At 57.3% G+C, this 2,087-nt stretch carries 3 protein-coding genes; all 3 read left to right on the top strand.

Going from position 1 to position 2,087, the window contains the following annotated elements:
* On the top strand, window positions 1-181 hold a 181-nt coding region (locus IVA82_RS39830), incomplete at its 5' end, for a hypothetical protein (protein ID WP_247388181.1).
* Between the two features lie 172 nt (window positions 182-353).
* Complete coding sequence (locus tag IVA82_RS39835) at window positions 354-761, top strand: EF-hand domain-containing protein (RefSeq protein WP_247388182.1); 408 nt, start codon at window positions 354-356, stop codon at window positions 759-761.
* A gap of 202 nt (window positions 762-963) precedes the next feature.
* Complete coding sequence (locus tag IVA82_RS39840; RefSeq protein WP_247388183.1) at window positions 964-1,917, top strand: ABC transporter substrate-binding protein; 954 nt, start codon at window positions 964-966, stop codon at window positions 1,915-1,917.
* Window positions 1,918-2,087: the final 170 nt, after the last annotated feature.

Below are 2,087 nucleotides of genomic sequence, written 5' to 3' on the forward strand. Positions count from 1 at the left end.
ACGCAGCGGACTGACTGTGTTGGTATCGCTCATGGAGAGTTCCTTCCTGAGTGAGGGTTGCAAACACCTCGATTCTCAGGGCGGGGCTCTCCAGTGCTATCACTATCTTCTCAACTGGCTACCGGTCTCTCGGCTCATGCTCCCGCGCAGCGGGCTGGAGCGCAGCGACTTTGTGCGTTGACCCGTAAGCGACATCACGGCGAACCTGCCGCTTTGGCTTCGTGTCGCTGGATCGCTCACGTAGCCGATGAGGAGCGGCCGCGATTTCCATCGCTCAGAGCTCCGCCCGGCAGGGAACTCGCATTCGCCGACGGAGTTGCGTAGTACAAATCGGAAACCGGAAAGGTCACCCCATGATATCGCGCCGCACCTTAGTTCTCGCATTTATTGCCGGTGCTTCGCTGGCCGGTGGCTCGCCGGTCTTAGCGAAGTCCCGCCGTTCGAATTGGATTCGAATGTTTGACACGGATAACGATGGCACGGTCGACCTCGCGGAAGCGAAACAGGCCGCATCGGTGTTGTTTGACAAGTTAGATCGCGACCACGATGGCACTCTCGACAAACGTGAATTGGCTCGCAGATTGACCCAGAAGGAGTTGGCCGCTGCCGATCCTGACCACGATGGAACGCTCACGAAGGACGAGTATCTCGCGGTAGTCGAGCAGCGTTTCAGTGCCGCAGATCCAGATCATGATGGGACGTTGGATGCCAAGGAATTGAACTCAAAAGCCGGTCAAGCTCTTTTGCGACTTTTGAAATAGTCGCACGCCAAACTCCCGGGTCAGCAAACGTCTGTTTATCGGGATAAACCGGAAGTCGTCGGCGCACGGTCAAAATGACGCGTTTGACCCAACTCGGAAATCGGCAACCCCCAAAAGATATTTAATTTGACAGGCTTCGGCGGCTTCCCGTTGCCCTTCTTGGATAGCTACACTGCCCGCAGTCTGATCGCGGGGGACTGGAATGCGGCGGCGTCAGTTTATTGGCCTTGTCGGTGGCGCAGCAGCGTGGCCGCTCGCGGCGCGGGCGCAGCAGGTGCCGGTGGTCGGGTTCCTCAGTTCGCGCTCGCCCGATGAAGCCACCGGTCACACCAATGCCTTTAGCCGCGGACTCGAAGAGATGGGTTTTGTAGAGGGGCGCAGCGTTGCGGTTGAGTATCGTTGGGCAAAGGGTGACTACAATCAGCTACCATCTCTTGCCGCCGACCTCCTCAGCCGACCGCTGGCGTTAATGGCTGCAACTGGCGATCCGGCGGCGAAGGCGGCAGGCCTTAAAGTTCCGCTTGTTTTCATTGTGGGTCAGGATCCAGTGAGTACGGGACTGGTCGACAGCATGAATCGACCGGGCAAGGCCACGGGCGTCAACTTTTTTACCGGAGATCTCGGCGGCAAACGGCTGGAGCTTCTCTGCACGATGGTACCGTCGGTGCGCACCCTTGGGCTGCTGCTTAATCCACGTTTCGGGATCGAGCCGTCGATCCAGCTTAAGCAGGCTGCCCAGACTCTCAGTCGCGAGGTAGTCGTTCAGTCAGCTTCAACGGACACCGAGATAGAGGCGGCTTTTGCCGCGCTGGTCAAAACCGGCGTTGACGGCATAGTTGTGCAAAACGATCCGTTCTTCGATTCCAGCCGCCGCCTTATCGTGGCTCTCTCATCCCGTCACCGATTGCCTGGCATTTTCCACATTCGAGAGTTCCCAGCGGATGGTGGATTGATGAGTTATGGAGCCAGTCTCGCTGATAGCTACCGCCAAATTGGAGTATACGTTGGCAAGATTTTGCGGGGCGCCAAGTCCGACGATCTTCCAGTGCTACGGCCTACCAAATTCGAAATGGTGATTAACGTGAGTACCGCCAAGACACTCGGTCTTGCTGTACCACAATCCATGCTGATCGCTGCTGACGAGCTCATTCAGTAAGACCGGCGACATCTGGGTAGGAAGCCACTGAACCGAAAACCGACAGCCGTAGGTCGCTCTACGTCCGGTATTGGCCGATTTTGTTGCAGAACTGTCTTGAGGAGAAGGGCGAACCGTGATTCCGTCTAGGTAAAGCGGCCATCGACGGAGATTTCGATGATGGGTCGGTG

It is taken from the genome of Bradyrhizobium sp. 142 (genome assembly GCF_023074015.1).
Taxonomy (GTDB): domain Bacteria; phylum Pseudomonadota; class Alphaproteobacteria; order Rhizobiales; family Xanthobacteraceae; genus Bradyrhizobium.